Source organism: Candidatus Desulfovibrio trichonymphae (assembly GCF_002355955.1).
Lineage (GTDB): Bacteria > Desulfobacterota > Desulfovibrionia > Desulfovibrionales > Desulfovibrionaceae > Desulfovibrio > Desulfovibrio trichonymphae.
In genome coordinates this window covers 442,413-461,653 of record NZ_AP017368.1, presented here as the reverse complement: position 1 = coordinate 461,653, position 19,241 = coordinate 442,413, and the positions used below count along the sequence as shown (strand labels likewise).

Sequence of the window (19,241 nt, the reverse complement as noted above, 5' to 3'; positions counted from 1 at the left end):
AACACAGTCGTGTAAATGCCGTTAGAAACAGAAGCAAGCCTGCGCCGGGCAGGTGTAGATTGGTTCGCGCATTGCGTGAAAATCTTGACTGGGGGCGGTTGCGCATCACTGCGATTGCTGTCATGTTTTGCATGCTTTGGGCTGCGATATGGGGCCGGGCATGGTATTTGCAGATGATTAACGGCCCGCGTCTCTCTGAACGCGCGCACCGTCAGCATATGCTTTCTGAACTTGTCTCGGGCAGGCGCGGCGCGATCTATGATCGCAATGGTCTTGTGCTGGCCCGCAGCGTTGAGGCCAGGTCCGTTTACGCGAAACCCAAGGAAATAGAAGATTTCCGTGTGACGGCCAATACGCTGGGACCTGTTCTTGGCATGGATCCGCAGAAACTCTACGATGATCTGTCAAAAACAAAACGGCACTTTGTCTGGCTTAAGCGCAAGGTGGACGATTATACCGCCGAAGCAGTGCGCAAGGCAGGTTTGACGGGAATCGGCTTTTCCAGAGAATACGACAGGTTCTATCCTTTTAAACATCTGGCGGGACAACTTTTGGGATTTGTGGGACTGGATGACAAAGGGCTTGAGGGCATAGAACGTTCCATGGAAGCCCGTCTCGGCTGTATCCCAACGCGTCAGATTGTGCAGCGCGATGCTATGGGCCGTCGTTTTTATCTGCACGAGGCAGGGCAGGCTGAACCGCACGGGCAGGATTTGACGTTAACTCTTGACGTCCAGATGCAATTTTTTGCTGAACAAGCTGTGGCGCGCGCCGCTCAAGAATATGACGCCCGTTGGAGCGGTGCCTTGGTTGTGGATGTGACTACAGGAGATATTCTGGCGTGGGCGCAATTTCCATTTTTTAATCCCAATTCCTACAAAGAGTTCAGGCCACTGATCTATCGCAACCGTCTTGCGGCAGATGCGCTTGAGCCAGGTTCGACCTTCAAGCCTTTTGTCATGGCTGCCGCGCTCCAGGAACATAAAATCACGCCCGGCTCTCTCATTGACTGCGAAAACGGCAAATGGGAAGCCAAAAACTTTACTATACACGACACGTCAAATCATGGAGTGCTGCCCGCCGCAAAAGTATTGCGCTATTCCTCCAATATCGGCATGGCGAAGATCGGAAACACGCTCGGCGTTCCCACTTTTTACAGATATCTTCATTCGCTGGGATTCGGCGAACGCACCAGAGTTCCTGTGTCTGAAAGTCGCGGCATATTGCACATTCCCCGTGACTGGAGTGAAGTTGACGTCATGTCCACTTCTTTTGGACAAAGTATTTCCGTGACGGGTTTGCAAATGGCGCAGGCATATCTGACGCTTTTGAACAGGGGGGTTTACAAGCCCTTGCGTCTGATAACGGATGAAAAAAATCTGGAAGAACCGCACAAGCGTATATTTTCTGACAAGACCTCGCGTGAGGTGATGCAGATGATGCGTGATGTTGTTCAGGAAAATGACGGCACCGGCAAACGCGCGCGCATTGACGGCGTTGCGATGGCCGGCAAGACAGGCACAGCCCAGAAGGCTGACCACAGGGCCGGTGCATATGGGAACAAACGTCTGGCTTCATTTGTAGGTTTTCTCCCCGCCGACAATCCGCGATATCTGATTTTTGTCATGGTGGATGAGCCTGGGCACGGACAGTTCGGGGGTGTTCTCGCCGCGCCGATTTTTCGTGAAATCGCAAGTCGTGTACTGGCTTATACAGGCATTCTTTCCGCGGCAAACACAGTTGTACAAGATAAATCACAAACCGGAGCCGCTCCGGACGAACAGCGCCGCCGTGGATTCAAACCCTCCGGACAGGTTATGCCCGGTCTTGTCGGAAAAGTGAATGAAGTTCACCGGGAGCAGGACATGCAATTGCCGGGGCATTTGGCAAAAGTTGCGGATCGTGTGCCCGATGTTATGGGTAAATCAGTCCGAAATGCTGTCGAACTTTTTGCAAGAGCGGGCATCATGCCTGAACTCAAAGGCGCCGGAGCCAGGGTCGTGCGTCAGAGTCCCCAGCCTGGAACGGCCTGGCCTGCAGATGCCGGTAAAGCGGATTATATCCTATGGCTTTCGGAGAGTTAGGCATGCAAGAGGATTTCAGATCCCTTCTGGAAGCCTGCCGCGCAGACTCGCTTGATGTGCGTTCGGATTCGCGCGCTGTCGGTGCAGGCGATATTTTTGTGGCTGTGCCGGGTGTTGCTGAAGACGGGAAGCGTTATATTGCTGATGCGGTGAAAGCGGGGGCAGGCATCGTTGTTTGTCGCCCCGGTGTGGACGCAGATGCGTTTGCCGCCGGCACGAACTGTCGTGTTGTTCGCCACAAAGACCCGCGTGAGGCTCTTTGGCGGCTCGCTGCGGCCCGTTGGGGCACAGAAGGCTTGAAGATAAAAGTCATGGGCGTGACCGGCACCAACGGCAAAACCACTGTTGCTTGTCTGCTGGAGCATTTGTTCACTGAAGCCGGAGACAAGGTTGGCGTTATGGGCACAATGTCGTACCGCTGGCCGGGGCACAGCGAGCCGGCGCCGTTGACAACGCCTGATCCCGTAACCGTACATTCTCTGCTCGCGCGCATGGCAAAGGCAGGGGTGAATGTGGCTGTCATAGAAGTGTCTTCTCATGCCCTCGCACAACAGCGTGTCGGCGGCGTGCCTTTTTGCGGCGCAATTTTTACGAATCTGACGCAGGAGCATCTTGATTTTCACAAGGATATGGAAAGCTATTTTTCAACCAAGGCAAAACTTTTTCTGGAGATGCCGAAGCACAACAAGGTGATGGCTGTCAACGCCGATGACGTTTTCGGGCGCCGTTTGCTGAAATTGTGCCCGCGTGCTCTCTCTTTTTGTCTGCAAAAAAGGGCGTCCGGTCGTCATCTTTGGGGAGAGATGCTTGCCGCCGAGCCACAGGGCTGCAATTTGCGTATGCATATGGGGGAGACGGATTGGACGCTTACTTCGCCTTTGGTGGGCGCATTTAACGCATCCAACCTTTTGGCTGCGCAGGCGCTCGCACTGGAACTTGGCCTTAATCCGCAACATTTGAAGGCTCTGGAACACTTTCACGGCGTTTGCGGGAGGCTTGAACGTATTGAAAATTCTTTGGGCTTGGATGTCTTTGTAGATTACGCGCATACGCCGGACGCGCTGATCAACGTGCTGAAAGCGTTGAGAGCGGCAGGTTTTTTACGCATCATAACTGTCTTCGGCTGTGGCGGGAACCGTGACAGGAGCAAACGTCCGCGCATGGGGGAGGCCGTAGCCCACTACTCTGACGTTGCCGTGCTGACATCAGATAATCCGCGTTTTGAAGATCCTGAAGCGATTATACAGGATATATTGCCGGGACTTGCAAAAGCGCGTGAACTTCATGTTGAGATTGACCGCAGAGCAGCTACCGCCAAGGCACTGGATATGCTGAAAAAAGGCGAAACCTTACTGATTGCCGGCAAGGGGCATGAGGACTATCAGATCATTCAGGGCGTCCGGCATCATTACAGTGATCAGGCAGTGGTGCGGGAGTTGCTCAATTGCGGTTAAATTATAATGAAATAGCCGGGCGTCTGTCGCTCAAGCTCCTGCCGGACGACAAGATGTTGACGTCTGTCGCCACAGACAGTAGGGAGGTTGTCCCCGGGGCTCTTTTTGTCTGTCTGCCCGGAGGTCGCGTTGACGGACATAATTTTGCGGCCCGTGCGGAAGATATGGGCGCGGGAGCTATTCTGGCCTCGCGCGCGCTTCCGGACGCGCGTGTCCCTGTCTTGTATGTTGCCGACACGGTAAAGGCCCTAGGGCAAATTGCCGCTTGCTGGCGTGAGGCCACAAAAGCCAGGGTAGTGGGTATTACCGGCACGGCAGGCAAGACGACGCTCAAAGAAATTTTGGCTCAAGTGCTGGCAGTGCGGGGAAAGACAGCGTGCAACACCATGAATCACAATAATCAGATAGGCATGCCTTGCTCCATGCTGGCCGCGGACGGGGACGAAGATTTTTGGGTTATGGAGGCGGGAATCAGCAGAGAAGGAGATATGGAGGAGCTTGCTTCTATGCTGCGTCCGGATCTGGGGCTGATTCTCAACACGGGCGCAGGGCATACGGAAGGGCTTGCCAAAAAAGGCGTTGCCTCACACAAGGCGCAATTGCTTCAGTATATTGCACCGGGTGGCTTTGGGCTTGTCAGCGCGGATTATCCCGATCTTGTGCATGAAGCCGGCGCCACAGGAGCCCTGTTGCGATTTTTCAGTGCGGAAGGCAACCCCGCTGAATATCTGGCCTGTTACAATGGGCCGGAGCCCGCATCAGACGGCGATGGCCGTATTCCGCGTGGGCGTTATCGCCTTTGTCTGGACGGCGTATGGTGCGATATCGTTGCCCCGTTTTGCGGAAATTTCGGCGCGGAAAACAGCATTGCCGCAGCCGCAGCCGCGCATTTGCTCGGCCTGTCCACCGAGGAAATAGCGGAGGGTTTTGCGCGGGCGCAATTGCCTGCGCAGCGGTTTTATATAAAACGTCTCGGGCGATGGGATATAATTGATGACACCTATAACGCAAATCCTCTGTCTATGCGGCGTATGCTGGACGCCGCCGCCGAACTGGCCCAACATAAGGATTTTGTGCCAGTTCTTGGTGCAATGCTGGAACTCGGAGATATAGCGGCAAACGAACACGAGAAACTGGGGCGTTATCTGGCGGCGCTTAACCCTGCCGCGGTTCTTTGGAAAGGTGCTTACGCTGAACGCGTGCATGCGGGATTGAGGGAAGGCGGTTACAATGGTCCCTGGTTTGTCGTCAGGGAGCGTGAAGATTTTCTGCCGGTCTTTGCCGAGCTGCGGCGTGTACAGCGTCTTGCCCGTGATCACGACGGACTTGTTCTTTTTAAGGGGTCACGCGGCAACAGACTGGAAGAACTGTGCGCGGACCTGTGCGGGCAACTCGCCGGCGGGAAGGCGTCTATGGGGGCACAGGCCTGGGAACACAAGCATGTTTTATAATTTTCTCGCGCCGCTTGCGTCGGAATGGACTTTTTTTAACGTCTTCAGGTACATCACCTTCCGTTCCATGGCCGCTCTGATTACAGCCCTTGTTGTTTCCGTTCTCATCGGCCCGCGTTTTATCGCGTGGCTGCAACGTGTGAAATGCGGTCAATTCATCCATGAGGATGTAACGGCGCATGCGGCAAAAGCAGGCACTCCCACTATGGGCGGACTTCTTATTGTTGCCGGTCTCTCTTTCAGTATTTTACTATGGACGGATTTAACCAGTCCTTATGTCTGGCAGACTTTTTTTGTTTTTACAGGCTTCGGGCTTGTCGGTCTTTGGGATGATTTTTCCAAGCTACACCATCAGCACAACAGGGGCATTTCCGGCAGAGCCAAGCTTGCCGGCCAGATTCTGGTGGCATTTGCCGGCATGTATATGCTGTATATAAATCCTGACTACAGCAGTCGGCTGACTATACCTTTTTTCAAAGAATGGAGCTCGGATATCGGCTGGTTCTATCTGCCCTTCGGCATTTTTGTGATGCTGGCTTCTTCCAATGCCGTAAATCTTACCGATGGTCTGGATGGTTTGGCAATCGGTCCGTCGATTGTCGCGGTCATCGTTTTTTCCATCTTTATATATGTTACCGGTCACGCGCGCTTTGCAGTCTATCTGCTTGTGCCGTATATGCCCGGCATTGGTGAAGTGACAGTGTTTTGCGCGGCTCTTACAGGCGCAGGCCTGGGCTTTCTGTGGTTTAACGCCTATCCGGCGCAGGTTTTTATGGGCGATGTGGGTTCACTCAGCATCGGCGGCACGCTCGGGTATCTGGCTTTGCTGTGCAAGCAGGAACTGGTGCTGGCTGTTGTCGGCGGTCTTTTTGTGATTGAAACGCTTTCGGTGATCCTGCAGGTTGGTTATTTCCGCTGGACAGGCGGCAAACGTATTTTCCGCATGGCGCCGTTACACCATCATTTTGAACTCAAGGGCATACCGGAATCAAAAATTATCATTCGTTTCTGGATAACGTCCATTCTGTTTGGGCTGATCGCTCTTTCCGTGCTGAAACTGCGTTAAACGCACCGGGGGAAGATTGATGGCGCTTGAAAAAATTCGGGGGCAACGCGTCCATGCCGGAGATCCGGCTGTGGTTGTCGGAGCCGGGCGTTCCGGACTTGCCGCAGTGCGCCTTCTGATTCAGAAAGGCGCGCGCGTGCGCCTTCTTGAGCGAAACGCCGCCGCCGTGTCCGGAGATACGAGAGAATTGCTGCGTGCCATGGATGTGGAAATTATTGTCGGCGAACACCACCCAGAGCATTTTGAACATGCCTCTTTTGTTGTGCCGAGCCCCGGCATGCCGATATCCCGTCTTGCGGAACATCTTGGCAGAAAGGGCCGATCAACGGCGCCCGAAGTGCTGGCGGAAATGGAACTTGCCTGGCGGTGCCTTGCTGACGAACCGGTGCTTGCCGTGACAGGCACAAGCGGGAAAACAACCACGGCGTCTCTGGCTGCCGCTATGCTTCAGGCACAGGGTTATTCCGTGTTTTTGGGGGGGAATATAGGGACGCCACTTTCAGAATATGTGCTTTCCAGGCGCAAAGCGGATGTGCTTGTGTTGGAGGTTTCCAGTTTTCAGTTACAGGCGTGTTCCACCTTTTGCCCGCGTGTAGGCGTGCTTTTGAATATTGCAGAGAATCATCTGGATTATCACAAGGATATGCGTGAATACACTGAGACGAAATTTCGTCTGTTTCGTTGCCAGAATAAAGAGGATCTGGCTGTCTTGGGAGTTGATCTGAAAAAACTCGCCGGAGAATTCAACCTCAAGGCACGTCAGGTATACATACGGGAAAGCGGTCGTTTTTCTGAAAGCAGGCTTCTGGGCGGCCATAGCAGAGTGAATCAGGAAGCGGCCTGGCAGGCCTGCCGTTTTTTTGGAGTCGGCGAGGCTGATGCCGCTGCGGCGGTCGCCCGTTTTAAGCCTTTGCCGCATCGTCTGGAAGTGCTTCGAAAACATAATGGCGTTTTGTACGTGAACGATTCCAAGAGTACCACTGTTGCGGCCTTGCGGGTGGCCATGCAGGCTTTTGATCAACCTGTGCGTCTTTTGTGCGGTGGCAAGTTCAAAGGCGGACATCTGCAGGAACTGCGCGAGATTGTCCGGAGTCACGTCATTGATGTGGCCATTTTTGGGGCGAGCCGTGAGGTGTTTGAACAGGCCTGGCAAGATATTGTTCCGATAAGCTGGCATGAAAATCTTGAATCCGCTGTGCTGCACGCGAGTTCCGGCGCGCGGGAAGGTGATGTGATTTTGCTTTCTCCGGCCACATCCAGCTTTGATCTTTACACCAATTATATGGCTCGTGGAGATGATTTCAAACGTATTGTGGAAGGGTTGTCATGAAGCAATTTCCCACCGACAAGCGGAATGCGGCCAACAGCGCGAGTGCCTTTGCGCGGGCGGTTCAAAAGATGCCTCAGGCCCATTTTGACTGGTGGCTTTTCACCATTACCTTGGTCATTCTTGCCGTCGGCCTTGTGATGGTGCTTTCAGCGAGCGGCATCACAGCGGAGCAGAACAGCGGCGACAAATATTATTTTTTCAAACGGCAGCTTGTTTTTGCGGCCGTCGGCGGGGTTGCCTTGTGGGGAGCGGCGCTGATGCCGCGTGAATGGCTTTACCGGATGCAGTATCCGGCAATTTTTCTATCGCTGTTACTGGTGCTGGTCACGCTTTCCCCCTTTGTTCGGGACATCAACGGCGCAAAGCGCTGGATCCCGTTGGGCTCTGTTTCCATACAGCCCATGGAATTTGTGAAAATATCCCTGGTTCTGTATCTGGCTTATTTTATGAGCGCCAAACAGGATATCATCAAAACATTCAGCCGTGGCGTCATCCCGCCGTTTGCCGTGACAGGGTTATTTTGTTTTTTATTCTTGCTGCAGCCGGACTTCGGCAGCGCTGTGATTTTGGCCGGCATTCTGTTTTTTATGTGCGTCGCCAGCGGCACCCGTTTCATTTATTTGTTCTTTTCTGTTGCGCTGGCGTGCGCAGGCACTCTGGCTTTGTCCATCGCTTCCCCATACCGGCTGCGCCGGCTGCTTGCCTTTATGGATCCCTTTAAGGATTTTCACGACACCGGATATCAATTGGCGCAGTCACTGCTGGCCATCGGCTCCGGCAGTTTTTTTGGGGTCGGTGTCGGCGCGAGCAGACAAAAAATGTTTTTTTTGCCTGAAACGCATACAGATTTCATCATGGCAGTGCTGGCTGAGGAAATGGGTTTTGTGGGCGTGAGCATGGTTATGCTGCTTTTTGGCCTTCTGTTTTGGCGCTGCTATCATATTGTCATGGGGCAGAGCGATCTGCGCGACCGTTTCACGGCCTTCGGACTGACCGCCATCCTGGCAATCGGCACTGTGGTGAATCTGGCTGTTGTGATGGGCATGGCGCCCCCCAAGGGCGTACCCATGCCGCTGATAAGCTACGGCGGCAGCAATCTGACGGCCACGATGATTAGTATCGGCCTGCTTATGAATTATTCAAGGACAAGCGGGCAGTGGAAAAAATCCTCCTGACTACCGGCGGCACCGGCGGGCATATTTTCCCGGCTCTCGCCGTAGCGGACGAATTGAGGATGACACGGCCCGATATTCAGCTGCTGTTTGTCGGCTCACATTACGGACCGGAAAAAAGGATGGCCGGACAGAGCGGCATTCCCTTTGAGGGACTGTCGGTTCGGGGATTGCTGGGACGCGGTCTGCGCTGTTTTGCGGCCGGCGGATTGATGACGTATGCTTTGTTCAGTTCCCTTTCAATCGTGCGTCGCTTCAGGCCGCGGGCTGCAATAGGCTTTGGCGGGTATGCGGCCTTTGCTCCCATGCTGGCAGCTTCTTTGCTGGGCGTCCCGACTGTTCTGCATGAACAGAATGCCGTTGCGGGCACCGGCAATCGTTTTCTTGCCAGATTTGTCCGGCGTGTGTGCCTCTCCTGGCCGGACACGCAAGGCTTTCCGCAACGGAAATGCGTTCTGACCGGCAATCCCGTTCGGTCAGCCGTGAGCCGGGCGGGTTTGCTGCAGCGCGCATGGACAACGCGTCGGCTGCTTGTTTTGGGCGGCTCTCAGGGCGCGAGGGCGCTGAACACGTTTTTGCCGGCAATTTTGCCTGTTCTCGGTGCGGCTGAAGTGGAGATACGACATCAAAGCGGATCTCGCGATGAAGCCGTGACGCGGGCGGCATATGCAGCGGCCGGGTATGCACCTGATTGCGTGACGGCGTTTATTGATGATATGGCAGAAGCATACAGGTGGGCGGATGTGGCGCTGTGCCGCGCCGGTGCGGGCACTGCCGCAGAGATAAGCGCCGTCGGTCTGCCAGCCGTGTTTGTGCCGCTTCCGCACGCGATTCATGATCATCAGACGCACAATGCCCGTATTCTGGCAAAGGCCGGCGCGGCGGCGCTTGTTCCCGAGGCGGAGTTGCGGGCCCCCTATGTGGGAGAACTGCTGGTCGGACTGTTTGACAATCCTGAAGATCGGGCAAAAATGTCCGAAGCGGCGTTGCGTGCAGCCCGGCCTGACGCAGCGGCACAGGTAGCCGCTGTTCTGGAAGAGACTGTTTGCGGACACGCTTAGGCAGTGCGGTTTGCGGACGCGCCGTGAAGCGAGAGCGATGTATCATGAAAAATAAAATTCGACATATCCACATGGTGGGCATCGGCGGCGCCGGCATGAGCGGCATTGCCGAAGTTCTGTTGAGTCTTGGCTATGAAATTTCCGGTTCAGACCTGAGCGATTCAGCGATAGTCAGGCATTTGCGCGAGATGGGAGCGCGTGTGGCGGTAGGCCATGCCGCTGAAAATGTCGGGGACGTGCAGGTGCTTGTCAAATCGACCGCTGTCAATGCCGACAACCCTGAAGTGGAGGAAGCCCGCCGGCGGAATATAGCGATTATTCCCCGCGCCGAAATGCTCGCCGAACTCATGCGACTGCGCCAGGGCGTCGCCATAGCGGGCACGCACGGCAAAACAACGACAACGTCGTTAACAGCCGCCATTTTTGACGCTGCCGGCTTTGATCCGACTGTTATTATCGGCGGGCGCCTTAATGTTTACGGCGCAAACGCCCATTTGGGACGAGGCGATTACCTTATAGCGGAAGCTGATGAATCTGACGGTTCTTTTCTCTGTCTTTTGCCCATTATTAATGTGGTAACCAATGTGGATGAGGATCATCTTGACTATTACAGAACTCGGGAGGCCATTGACGCGGCTTTTGTGCAGTTTATGAATAACGTGCCGTTTTACGGCGTCAATGTGGTCTGCGGGGACGACACAGGCGTTCGTGCGCTTTTGCCTCGCGTCAAACGGCCGGTTTTGACTTACGGTTTTGCGCAGGAGAACCGGCTGCGCGCGGTGCTGCTTTCAAGTGGTCTGCCAAGCCGTTTTGAGGTCTGGCATGGACATGAAAAACTGGGAGACGTCACTCTGCCCCAGCCCGGACGGCACAATATTTTGAACGCGCTCGGCGCCATCTGCGCCGCTATGGAGGCGGGCATCAGTTTTTCCGCATGTGTTGACGGCTTGCAGGCTTTCAGCGGGGTGGGCAGGCGCTTTGAGTTTAAAGGCGAGAAGAACGGCGTGGCAGTGGTGGATGATTATGGCCACCACCCCGCAGAGATAGCTGCCACGCTGACAACGGCCCGTCAGGTTTACCCGGGGCGGCGTATTGTCGTCGCATTTCAACCGCATAGATTCAGTCGCACACAGGCGCAGTTCGGCGAATTTTGCAAGGTCTTTGACGCCGCCGACTGTCTTCTTTTAACGGAAATCTATGCGGCCTCGGAAAAGCCGATTCCCGGAGTTTCAGGGCAAAGCCTCGCCCAGGGCGTACAGCAGGTTTCAAGCACGCCCGTCATTTATTTTCAGACACTTGATGCACTGGCGGCAAACCTGCCGGCCTGTCTTCGTTCGGGGGACGTTTTGCTGACGCTTGGCGCGGGCACCATCACGCGGCTCGGTCCGCTCTTTCTTGATGCTGCAGACAATGCTTGAAACGGCATCACCCTCTTTGGCGGAGCGGACTACCCTGCACCTTGGCGGCACGGCCATTGCCGAATTGACGCTTGCCGGCGGGGGGGATCTGGAACTGCTGCCGGAACGATTGCATTTTTGGGGCGGGGAAGCTGTCGTCCTCGGCGCCGGCAGCAATATCTTGGCTCAGGACGGCGAGTTGCCGATTGTGCTGCTCAGGCCGAATTTTATGCAGGGGCCTGAAATTATTGATGAACAAGGAGAGAAAATTTTTGTTCTGGCCGGCGCCGGGGTTCCCATGCCCCGTCTGCTGCGTTTTTGTTTCAAACACGGCTTGACCGGTCTTGAGGGTCTGGTGGGCGTGCCGGGCAGTGTCGGAGGAGCTGTGGCCATGAACGCCAGTTCCTTCGGAACAGAGATATGCGCATGTATAGAACGCATCAGAATCTTCAGCGACGGCATTGTTAAAACGACGCCTGCCGGCGGACTGAAGTCTGCCTACCGCAGCCTCGTCATCCCGGAGGGGGGAAAAAATTTTATTATATTGGATGCCACATTTGTCTTGACCAGGTCCGAAAGGGGTGGCATTGGTAAACGCATGGGTCATAATTTTCTTGAGAAAAAGTCTAAACAACCTGTAACCGCCTGGAGCGCGGGCTGTATTTTCAAAAATCCCGCTTCCGGAGCGCCGGCCGGGCAACTTCTGGAACAGGCCGGTTACAAGGGCAGGCGGTATGGGGGAGTGGCGTTTTCTTCCCTGCACGCCAATTTTTTGATCAACGAAGGCAAGGGAAGCGCAACCGCAGCTCTGGATTTGTTGCATGCGGCACGCGATGCGGTGCGGCAGCGATTCGGCATCATGCTTGAACCGGAAGTCAGGATAGTGCCATGCGGCTCATGCTGACAAAACACAGCCGTAAGACCCGCAATTTCTATACAAAAGCGGCTTCGTCGCAAAAAAAAAACCGTAAAAAATTTTTTTTGTCCTTTTTTCTCTGGATATGCAAAAAGTTCAAAGGGGTTAACGGGTTAAAAAAGCTTGGCGCAGTCATGGCACTCATGGCACTGCTCGTGATTGCCGTTTTAGTGCCTGTCGGGTTGTACCTTGTTTCGCTCCGGCTGTATAACACGGCTGTTACCAGCCCTTTTTTTCAGACAAGGCATGTGGATGTAACAGGCAATGTACGCCTGACGAAAGAGATGGTTTTGCAGTACTGCGGCATCAGAGAAGGCGACAATTGTCTGGCTGTCAGCATTACCGACGCTGAACGGAACTTGCGCAAAACGCCCTGGGTGGAGGAGGTCTCTGTCAGGCGCTTGTTGCCGGACAAGTTTGTCATCAAGCTGAAAGAGCGCCTGCCTTCTTTTTGGGTGCATAAAGACGGAGTGCTGTTTTACGCCAATGAGCGCGGTGAAATCATTGCGCCTGTTGAAAGCAAGAATTTTCTTTCTTTGCCGACACTCGTTATTGAGCCTGGGGCTGAAGATACAGCCCCCTATCTTGCCCGCGTGCTGAAAGATATGCAGAGCGGCGCCCTGCCGGTGGAATCCGGAGTGATAGCGCAGGTCACCGCAAGCGCCGGACGGGGCGTTGAAATTTATTTGGAAGATCGCGAAATGCGTCTTTCCATCGCGACAGACGACTGGAGCGGGAATCTTGTCAGAATTGGCATTGTCTTGGGGGATCTTGCCCGGAGGCATGAGCTGCAAAATGTGCGTGAAGTGCGATCGGCGAACGGCAATGTCTGGGTTGTGCTCAATCAGTCCGTGCAAGGCAGAAAACAGGGCGCTGTTTATAAGGGGTATGTATGAATAGGTCCGATCTCATCGTGGGGCTTGATATCGGCACAACAAAGATATGTGCTGTTGTGGGAGAGCTTTCGGACTCCGGCCTTGTGGATATTGTGGGCATAGGCACCAGCGACTCCACGGGATTGCGCAAGGGGGTTGTGGTCAATATTGAGCAGACGGTGCAGTCTATCCGCAAGGCTGTTGCTGATGCGGAGCTTATGGCCGGCTGTGAAATCAATGCCGTCTATGTCGGCATTGCCGGCAGCCACATTATGGGCATCAACAGCCATGGCGTTATCGCCGTCAAGGGAGGCGAGGTCGCCCAGCGTGACGTGGAGAGAGCTATCGACGCGGCGCGGGCCGTCGCCATTCCGGCTGACCGTGAAGTCATCCATATTTTGCCGCAGGAGTATATTGTCGACACACAGCGCGGCATAGCCGACCCCTTGGGTATGGCCGGCGTACGGCTGGAGGTAAAGGTACACATTGTCACCGGGGCTGTTTCTTCAGCCCAGAATATTGTGCGGTCATGTCGGCGCAGCGATCTTGAGGTGGCGGATATTGCTCTGGAATCCCTCGCTTCCGCAAAGGCTGTTCTGACGGAAGAAGAGCGTGAAATAGGCGTCGCTCTGGTGGACCTCGGCGGCGGCACGACCGATATCGCCATTTTTGCCAATGATGCCATCAAACACACGGCCGTCCTTGCGCTTGGCGGGCAGAATCTCTCCAACGACATCGCTTTCGGTTTGCGTACGCCCATTGGATCCGCGGAGAGGATCAAAATCAAATACGGCTGCGCTCTGGCTGATATGGTGCGCCCGGATGAATTTATTGAAGTTCCTAGTGTGGGTGGGCGTGAACCGCGGCGTCTTTCACGGCAGGTTCTGGCGGAAATCTGTGAACCCCGCATGGAGGAAATTCTCTATCTGGTGGATCAGACTCTCACGCAGTCCGGCTACAAGGATTTGATCGGCGCCGGCGTTGTTCTGACGGGCGGCACCGCTCTGATTGAAGGCTGTCAGGAACTTGGCGAACAGATTTTCAACCTGCCGACGCGGATTGGTTATCCGCGTGACCTGGGCGGGCTTAAAGATGTGGTGAACAGCCCAAAATTTTCCACAGCGGTGGGCCTTTTGCGCTATGGCGCCGAGAGGGAGGCCTTCGGGCAGAAAAAATTCACCACGCGCAGTGAGACCGGCGTTTTTGACGCTGTGCTGGCGCGAATGAAAAAATGGTTTGCGGATATTTCATAACAACAGGCGGGCAAATGCCGGAAGCACACAACGGGAGGCATCATGGCACAGTCAATCGTAAATGATATTGACATTTCCTTGGCGTCCACAGCAAAAATCAAGGTGATCGGCGTTGGCGGCGGCGGCGGGAACGCCGTGCAGAAAATGATTATGGCCGGTTTGCGGGGGGTTCAGTTTGTCTGCGCCAATACAGATTTGCAGGCGCTCAACAAAAATGACGCCCCCATCAAGGTTCAATTGGGAGAAAAACTGACAAAAGGCCTCGGCGCCGGCGCCGTGCCGGCCGTTGGTTGTGAGGCAGCTGTGGAAAGCAAGAGCGCCATTCGCGATATTCTCGGCGATGCGGATATGGTTTTTGTGACAGCGGGCATGGGCGGCGGCACGGGCACAGGAGCGGCGCCGGTGGTTGCCCAGATTGCAAAGGAGCTTGGCGCGCTGACAGTGGGGGTTGTTACGAAGCCCTTTACCTTTGAAGGCGTAAAACGCATGCGCGCTGCGGAAGAAGGCCTTGCGACACTCAAGCAGCATGTGGATTGTCTGATCACAGTTCCCAATGACAGGCTTGTGGCTTTTGCTCCCAAAAAGGCCCCGTTTGCCGCAACGCTGCAAAAAGCAAACGATGTATTGTATTATGCCGTCAAAGGCATTTCTGATGTGATTTTAGGCGAAGGCCTTATTAACCTTGACTTTGCCGACGTGCGCACAACAATGTCAGAGGCGGGCCTTGCCTTGATGGGCACAGGCATAGCTTCAGGTGAAAATCGGGCGCGTGATGCGACACAGCGCGCAATCATGAGTCCGCTGCTGGAAGACGTCTCGCTTGAGAGCGCCAAGGCCGTGCTTTACAACATCACCGCTTCAGAGGAGATCACCGCTGAAGAAATCGCGGAGATCGGCAATATCATTGATGAAGCGACGCCCCCTGACGCCAACATCATTTTTGGCGTGATCTTTGATGAAAACGTCGACGAGGAAATTCGCATTACTGTTATTGCCACAGGCATTGAGTCACAGATGGCCCGTCCGGAGCCTTCGCCTTCCCCCAAAAAAATGATTTTTCCTCCACAGCCGGCGCGTGGCACGGCGGGGACAGCGCTAACTCGGCACACAGAGCCCGGCCTTTTGCGCGGCCCTTCAGCGCGTAGGCAGGATACCAAAGACGGACCGAAGAGCGGGACGCAGCCCTCACGGCGTGGTCAGATTGAAGGATGGATTGATGATTCAAAAGGCAATATTCCCCCGTATCTCGTCAAAAAAAATGTTCAGGGCGGGACGCCGCGACGTCAGCACAAGCCGGGGTATGAGGACTTTATTTTTGATGAGGACGATTTTGAAATACCGGCTTTTATTCGGATGCAGGCGGATTAGCTTTTTGTTCTGACATCCTGCGGGCAGTTAGCTCAGTTGGTAGAGCACCGCCTTCACACGGCGGGGGCCACAGGTTCAAGTCCTGTACTGCCCACCAAGAATATCAAGGGGTTGCGGAAAATATCCGCAAACCCTTTCTTGTTATGGGGCTGCCCAGCCCCGCTATAGCCCAGCTTTTTTAGATGTAAAAAAACAAAGAAAATCCCTGCGGATTTTTCAAAAGGTTTGCTTATTTGCCTGATATATTACGGCGAGTGTTGTCGTGCGCCATCATCAGGCTTGGTGAGATATTTGTGAGCGACACGCCCAACGATGTCGTGTTGCAAATATTATGACAAGCAGTTAGGATTAATGAAGATAAGATATATCGCTACAGTTTTTAAAAAATTCTAAAAAAAGGCCGCATTGTAGCCTCTAACGTGAATAAGCTGGCAGTCGGCAAGGAAGACCAGGTTATCAAATGAACGACCTAACTTTTTTCACAAATGAACCTGAAAGGGACTTGTATTCCAGATTTAGCAATATTCTGCGAAACAACACGCAGTTTTTTGATGTGCTTGTCGGGTATTTCCGCACAAGTGGGTTTTTCAAATTATATCCAGCTATGGGTGATACCGAAGTTACTAGAATTTTGGTGGGGTTGAATGTAGATAGCAAACTTGTTGAAATTGTTAATCTTTCTCATAAAGAAGCTAAAGAAGCCTTTTCTGAAACAGTGGTTGAACAAGGCGTTAGAACTTTTATAAATTGGCTTCGCTCCGGAAAGATTGAAATACGTATGTACGTAGAAGCGCCTATACACGCCAAAGTGTACATAATGTGAAAAGATCAGAAAATAGATAAAGAGCATTATGGAAGTGTTATTACTGGTTCTAGCAATTTCTCTCTTGCTGGTCTTGTCAATAATCTTGAATTCAATGTCGAACTCAAAGACAGCCGTGATGTGAAATTTGCTTTTGGAAAGTTTGAAGAATTATTGGCAAAGAGCGTTGATATTAAAGATACATATATCGAAACTATAGAAAAAAAGACGTGGATGCGTGATGATATTACGCCCTATGAGCTTTATATTAAAACATTATATGAATATTTCAACGAAGAAATAAACGCCGATAAAGAGGCAGTGCTTGGTGATATATGTCCAGACGATTTCATGCGCTTACAATTTGATGCTGTTGTTGAAGCCGAGAAAAAAATTGAAGCTTACGGGGGCGTATTCGTTTCAGATGTTGTCGGACTTGGCAAGACATATATTTGCGCTATGCTTGCAAAGAAAGTGAAAAAGGGGGGGAAATTATTCATCTGCCCACCAGTGCTTGTCGATTAGTTGATAGATTTTTGCGTTTTTCAAAAGAGTTCTTCGGTAATATCAAAGTTATTAATCCCGATAGGGATATCACACCTATTCAGCTTGAATACAAGTATACAGTTGAATCCTACCGGCACATTGCCGCCTATGAGGTGGATGGAAAAGTGCTGAATATTCTCGCAGTAAAGTTGAAATTCGGTAGAAATGTTGAACGCGCGCGCAGTATGCAGCGTAGTTTTGTATCGAAATTTCTCACGGTGCCAGGCCATGATGGCGCTGTGGTAGCGTTTTATACCGGCAACGACCCTTTCTGGCGCCTGTCTTTTATTCGTCTTGACTATGAATTTGCCACAGGGCGCGCCAAGATGAGCCTGACGCCAGCTAAGCGCTATTCTTATCTTGTTGGCGAAAAAGAACCCTGCCATACGGCAATGGAACAACTATACCCTATTTTTCGAGATGAAAACTACAGGCCAATTTTTGATAAAATTGAAGAAGCCTTTAGCGTTGAACGTGTAACTAAAGAATTCTTTGAAAAGTACAAGAAAAAATATTTCATTCTTAAAGAACACCTCGACAGTAATGCCGCGTTTTGTGATGAGGCAAAACGTCACGGTTTTACGAGTGAACAATTCGCCAAAAAAATGATGGGGCAGCTTGCGTTCCTATATTTTCTGCAAAAGAAAGGCTGGCTCGGTGTTAAGGTTCTTCCTCATGTGTTGACCGACAAGGAATATAAAAAAGCTTTCTATAAATCAAAATCTTCAAGAGAGATCATTCCACTGATATACCAAGCGAGCGCCGCCAATGGATACAAACTCATTTCTTCAGCGCTACTGTCACGTTCTGACAAGGATGCCGATATAGCTGCAAGCTGCTTCATATTCGATGACCAGAGGCAAGTCAAAGGAGAGTACCAATGGGGCCAAGGCGAAAAAACATTTGTCCGGCATTTGTTCACAATCGGGTTTCCAAAGGGCTTGCCCTTTGGCAGGACGGCGAATTGTGACACAATTCCCCTCCTGTCAGTAGAAACAGGGGGTAAAAAAGCGCCTGAAAATGCAAAGGAAAAATGCAAAAAACCAACAGGTAAAATGAAAATTTTGCAGCAGGCAATTATGAAAATTGCAAAGAGGAAATCGGAAAATCCCCTAAGAAAAATTAGGGGATGTACGCAAAAAAACAGATCGGTCGGCCCTGGTGGAATGGAGCGTTTCATAACCCTGTAACCATAAGAACTTCCCAAAAATTTGTCACCGCATTGCCATGCATGCAAATAGGTTGGCTACATGCCATCCGGGATCACCGGCTCCGCCATTGCCCGTGACTGTCTTTTACAACATGCCGGCGTCTGTTACTGCAAGATAATAGGGCAACATAAACGTGCTTGCCGTGCACAGCGCGGCCAGCAACGTGAATTTATGCCGCAACGCGACAGCGCTGCGGCATACAAAAGACCAGAGCAGGCACGGGACGAGCCAGAACAGAAGTCGTGCAGCCTGTATGGTTATATCCTGCATGGCAAGAGCATCGCCTTGCCATGACCGGCGAATTTGAAGCAGACTGAAGATCAGAAAAAGCATCCAGAGCAAAGCCCACGCATTCCGTGCCCAATACGCGCACCAACGTATCATGGTGTTATAATGGTCTCGACCGAAATCATCATACCTGCGCCGCATAAAAAGCCACAAGGCGCCTGCGCCGCCGGAAAAAGCCAAAATCAGCAAGGGAGTACAGCACAATGCGTTCCAGAACGATATATGCTGTTCCGACAAAATCAAATTGAAGATCAGGCTCACGGCATCCCCTAGGCTGTGGATGCCGTTCAGGTTTGACTGCGGCGTTGCGGCAAGCCGTTCTGTAAACAGTGTCGCGACAAGCGCGGCGCAAGCCGTCAGGCTGCTTGCAATGCCCAAAACAATATGCAGCGCGGGAAGATTGCGCAGGAATTTCCAGAGCGTGTAATACAGGCTGATAAACAACACGCTGCATGCCAGCAAAAGCCAGCTGAGTTCCGTCAGACCGCTGAACGGAGCAGGTTTGGCGGAACTGTTTTGCGTCAAATAAAGCCAGATGCGGCAGACACCCAGCAGCAGCCAGCCCCAAACAAGGCCGAATGCGGCAAGCTGTCTGGCGCATTTGTCGAAAGAAGCGCGCTTGCGGGTGAGGGACAAAATTTTTGCTGCCGCCGAGATAAAGCCGATGCCGGTAAAACTCATAAAGGCGGCAGGCGGAAGTATCACGCAGAGTATGTCAATACTGATTTGCAGCCGGGGCAGGGCGGCCGTCAATGCGCTGAAAGCGTTCATTGCGCGTTGCCTCGCGTCCGGCAAAAGCGTGAAACAGATATTTTCATGGCAACCCCTTTTAAAACACACTTTACAATCTTGCGTGAACGACGTGTAATGTTGTATCGTTCCGGCAGGAACACTGTCTGTTTTTGCCTAAAAACTGCGTTTGCCGCAAGACCTGCTGAAAAAATCCGTCGTGGCGCAGCCGAAGAGG

16 protein-coding genes and 1 tRNA gene are annotated in these 19,241 nt (G+C 52.9%); 16 read left to right on the top strand and 1 reads right to left on the bottom strand.

Features of this window, described 5'->3' with window-relative positions; genetic code table 11:
• The first annotated feature begins 59 nt into the window (after positions 1-59).
• The 16 genes from RSDT_RS02265 to RSDT_RS02190 all read left to right on the top strand — a co-directional run bounded on the left by RSDT_RS02265 (position 60) and on the right by RSDT_RS02190 (position 17,965).
• Positions 60-2,084 (top strand): penicillin-binding transpeptidase domain-containing protein, encoded by a 2,025-nt coding sequence (locus tag RSDT_RS02265; protein WP_231941892.1) that lies wholly within the window; start codon positions 60-62, stop codon positions 2,082-2,084.
• 2 nt (positions 2,085-2,086) lie between these two features.
• Positions 2,087-3,538 (top strand): UDP-N-acetylmuramoyl-L-alanyl-D-glutamate--2,6-diaminopimelate ligase, encoded by a 1,452-nt coding sequence (locus tag RSDT_RS02260; protein WP_096399393.1) that lies wholly within the window; start codon positions 2,087-2,089, stop codon positions 3,536-3,538.
• A complete protein-coding gene (locus RSDT_RS02255) occupies positions 3,529-4,989 on the top strand; it encodes a UDP-N-acetylmuramoyl-tripeptide--D-alanyl-D-alanine ligase (RefSeq protein ID WP_231941891.1) in 1,461 nt (486 codons plus the stop codon). The genes RSDT_RS02260 and RSDT_RS02255 overlap by 10 nt, the downstream gene beginning before the upstream one ends.
• Positions 4,979-6,055 (top strand): phospho-N-acetylmuramoyl-pentapeptide-transferase, encoded by a 1,077-nt coding sequence (gene mraY, locus RSDT_RS02250; RefSeq protein WP_096399392.1) that lies wholly within the window; start codon positions 4,979-4,981, stop codon positions 6,053-6,055. The genes RSDT_RS02255 and mraY overlap by 11 nt, the downstream gene beginning before the upstream one ends.
• A gap of 19 nt (positions 6,056-6,074) precedes the next feature.
• A complete protein-coding gene (gene murD / locus RSDT_RS02245) occupies positions 6,075-7,385 on the top strand; it encodes a UDP-N-acetylmuramoyl-L-alanine--D-glutamate ligase (RefSeq protein ID WP_096399391.1) in 1,311 nt (436 codons plus the stop codon).
• The gene (gene ftsW, locus RSDT_RS02240; RefSeq protein WP_096399390.1) at positions 7,382-8,560 is read left to right on the top strand and encodes a putative lipid II flippase FtsW; all 1,179 of its coding nucleotides are present in this window, start codon (positions 7,382-7,384) and stop codon (positions 8,558-8,560) included. The genes murD and ftsW overlap by 4 nt, the downstream gene beginning before the upstream one ends.
• On the top strand, positions 8,542-9,618 hold the full coding sequence (gene murG / locus RSDT_RS02235; protein ID WP_096399389.1) for an undecaprenyldiphospho-muramoylpentapeptide beta-N-acetylglucosaminyltransferase: 1,077 nt from the start codon (positions 8,542-8,544) through the stop codon (positions 9,616-9,618). The genes ftsW and murG overlap by 19 nt, the downstream gene beginning before the upstream one ends.
• Positions 9,619-9,662: 44 nt before the next feature.
• Positions 9,663-11,036 (top strand): UDP-N-acetylmuramate--L-alanine ligase, encoded by a 1,374-nt coding sequence (gene murC, locus RSDT_RS02230; protein ID WP_096399388.1) that lies wholly within the window; start codon positions 9,663-9,665, stop codon positions 11,034-11,036.
• Positions 11,029-11,919 carry a UDP-N-acetylmuramate dehydrogenase gene (murB, locus tag RSDT_RS02225; RefSeq protein ID WP_096400411.1) on the top strand — a complete coding sequence of 297 codons (891 nt, stop codon included), beginning with the start codon at positions 11,029-11,031 and terminating at the stop codon, positions 11,917-11,919. The genes murC and murB overlap by 8 nt, the downstream gene beginning before the upstream one ends.
• Before the next feature lie 146 nt (positions 11,920-12,065).
• Positions 12,066-12,827, top strand: a complete 762-nt coding sequence (locus RSDT_RS02220; RefSeq protein WP_231941890.1) for a cell division protein FtsQ/DivIB — start codon at positions 12,066-12,068, stop codon at positions 12,825-12,827.
• On the top strand, positions 12,824-14,059 hold the full coding sequence (ftsA, locus tag RSDT_RS02215) for a cell division protein FtsA (protein WP_096399386.1): 1,236 nt from the start codon (positions 12,824-12,826) through the stop codon (positions 14,057-14,059). The genes RSDT_RS02220 and ftsA overlap by 4 nt, the downstream gene beginning before the upstream one ends.
• Before the next feature lie 42 nt (positions 14,060-14,101).
• The gene (gene ftsZ, locus RSDT_RS02210) at positions 14,102-15,427 is read left to right on the top strand and encodes a cell division protein FtsZ (protein WP_096399385.1); all 1,326 of its coding nucleotides are present in this window, start codon (positions 14,102-14,104) and stop codon (positions 15,425-15,427) included.
• Between the two features lie 21 nt (positions 15,428-15,448).
• Positions 15,449-15,524: transfer RNA gene (locus RSDT_RS02205), tRNA-Val, on the top strand.
• A 363-nt stretch (positions 15,525-15,887) separates the two neighbouring features.
• Positions 15,888-16,250 carry a phospholipase D-like domain-containing protein gene (locus RSDT_RS02200; RefSeq protein ID WP_096399384.1) on the top strand — a complete coding sequence of 121 codons (363 nt, stop codon included), beginning with the start codon at positions 15,888-15,890 and terminating at the stop codon, positions 16,248-16,250.
• Positions 16,251-16,370: 120 nt separating this feature from the next.
• Positions 16,371-16,754, top strand: coding sequence for a hypothetical protein (locus RSDT_RS02195; protein WP_096399383.1), 384 nt, complete (start codon positions 16,371-16,373; stop codon positions 16,752-16,754).
• On the top strand, positions 16,682-17,965 hold the full coding sequence (locus RSDT_RS02190) for a hypothetical protein (protein ID WP_172414400.1): 1,284 nt from the start codon (positions 16,682-16,684) through the stop codon (positions 17,963-17,965). The genes RSDT_RS02195 and RSDT_RS02190 overlap by 73 nt, the downstream gene beginning before the upstream one ends.
• A gap of 105 nt (positions 17,966-18,070) precedes the next feature.
• Here the strand turns inward: RSDT_RS02190 and RSDT_RS02185 are convergent, their stop codons facing one another.
• A complete protein-coding gene (locus tag RSDT_RS02185; protein ID WP_096400409.1) occupies positions 18,071-19,045 on the bottom strand; it encodes a hypothetical protein in 975 nt (324 codons plus the stop codon).
• Positions 19,046-19,241 lie beyond the last annotated feature (196 nt).

Bases quoted from the DNA above. Each gene is read 5' to 3' on its own strand.
- mraY (WP_096399392.1), top strand. From the start codon at position 4,979: ATGTTTTATAATTTTCTCGCGCCGCTTGCGTCGGAATGGACTTTTTTT.
- RSDT_RS02260 (WP_096399393.1), top strand. From the start codon at position 2,087: ATGCAAGAGGATTTCAGATCCCTTCTGGAAGCCTGCCGCGCAGACTCG.
- murC (WP_096399388.1), top strand. From the start codon at position 9,663: ATGAAAAATAAAATTCGACATATCCACATGGTGGGCATCGGCGGCGCC.
- ftsA (WP_096399386.1), top strand. From the start codon at position 12,824: ATGAATAGGTCCGATCTCATCGTGGGGCTTGATATCGGCACAACAAAG.
- RSDT_RS02185 (WP_096400409.1), bottom strand. From the start codon at position 19,045: ATGAACGCTTTCAGCGCATTGACGGCCGCCCTGCCCCGGCTGCAAATC.
- RSDT_RS02200 (WP_096399384.1), top strand. From the start codon at position 15,888: ATGAACGACCTAACTTTTTTCACAAATGAACCTGAAAGGGACTTGTAT.
- ftsZ (WP_096399385.1), top strand. From the start codon at position 14,102: ATGGCACAGTCAATCGTAAATGATATTGACATTTCCTTGGCGTCCACA.
- ftsW (WP_096399390.1), top strand. From the start codon at position 7,382: ATGAAGCAATTTCCCACCGACAAGCGGAATGCGGCCAACAGCGCGAGT.
- RSDT_RS02220 (WP_231941890.1), top strand. From the start codon at position 12,066: ATGGCACTCATGGCACTGCTCGTGATTGCCGTTTTAGTGCCTGTCGGG.
- murB (WP_096400411.1), top strand. From the start codon at position 11,029: ATGCTTGAAACGGCATCACCCTCTTTGGCGGAGCGGACTACCCTGCAC.
- murD (WP_096399391.1), top strand. From the start codon at position 6,075: ATGGCGCTTGAAAAAATTCGGGGGCAACGCGTCCATGCCGGAGATCCG.